This window comes from Nonomuraea sp. NPDC050643 (assembly GCF_040654715.1).
GTDB lineage: Bacteria > Actinomycetota > Actinomycetes > Streptosporangiales > Streptosporangiaceae > Nonomuraea.
This window is the reverse complement of the sequence record NZ_JBFAIM010000187.1, coordinates 1-1370: the sequence shown is the minus strand read 5'-3', so window position 1 is coordinate 1370 and position 1370 is coordinate 1. Positions and strand designations below refer to the sequence as shown.

The 1370-nt window shown below is 68.0% G+C and carries 1 protein-coding gene; it reads left to right on the top strand.

Annotated elements, in window-relative coordinates:
• Positions 1 to 9 precede the first annotated feature (9 nt).
• Positions 10 to 1370 (top strand): zinc-binding dehydrogenase (locus AB0I15_RS66885; protein ID WP_358121221.1); only part of this gene is annotated, 1361 nt, incomplete at its 3' end.

Here is a 1370-nt window from a genome sequence, read left to right as displayed (position 1 = left end):
TTGGTGGTGTTGACGCGTGGAGCAGTAGCCGCACGCCCCGGCGAAGACATCACCGACCTCCCCACCACCGCCATCTGGGGACTCCTCCGCACCGCACAAAACGAACACCCCAACCGCATCCACATCACCGACCTCGACCACCACCCCCACACCCTCACCACCCTCCCCACCACCCTCACCACCCAACTCACCACCAACGAACCCCAAACCGCCATCCGCCACGGCCAACCCCACACCCCCCGCCTCACCCGCACCACCACCACCCACACCCTCACCCCACCCAACACCCCCAGCTGGCACCTCCACACCACCCAACCCGGCACCATCGACAACCTCACCCTCACCCCCAACACCACCACCACCCAACCCCTCCAACCCGGCCAAATCCGCATCACCGTCCACGCCGCCGGACTCAACTTCCGCGACGCCCTCATGACCCTCGGCATGTACCCCGGCCCCACCGCCCTCGGCGGCGAAGCCGCCGGCACCATCCTCGAAACCGCCCCCGACGTCCACACCCTCCACCCCGGCGACAAAGTCATGGGCCTCTTCACCAACGCCATCGGCCCCACCGCCATCACCGACCACCGCCTCACCACCACCATCCCCCCCAACTGGACCTACCAACAAGCCGCCACCACCCCCGTCGCCTTCCTCACCGCCTACTACGCCCTCCACCACCTCGCCCACGCCCAACCCGGCGAAAAAATCCTCATCCACGCCGCCACCGGCGGCGTCGGCCTCGCCGCCCTCCAACTCGCCCAACACCTCAACCTCGACACCTACACCACCGCCAGCCCCACCAAATGGCCCACCCTCCACGCCCACGGCATCCCCACCGACCACATCGCCAACTCCCGCACCCTCGACTTCGAACACCACATCCGCACCACCACCAACAACACCGGCATCGACATCGTCCTCAACGCCCTCGCCCACCAATACACCGACGCCAGCCTCCGCCTCCTCGCCCCCGGCGGCCGCTTCATCGAAATGGGCAAAACCGACATCCGCGACCCCCACCACATCACCACCCACCACCCCCACATCACCTACCAAGCCTTCGACCTCATCGACGCCGGCCCCGACCACATCCACCACATGCTCCAACAACTCCACCACCTCTTCACCACCCACACCCTCCACCCCCTCCCCACCACCAACCACCACCTCCACCACGCCCCCCACGCCATCCGCGAACTCAGCCAAGCCCGCCACACCGGCAAACTCGCCCTCACCCCCACCCAACCCCTCAACCCCCACCACACCATCCTCATCACCGGCGGCACCGGCACCCTCGCCACCGCCCTCGCCCACCACCTCACCACCCACCACGGCGCCCGCCACCTCATCCTCGCCAGCCGCCAAGG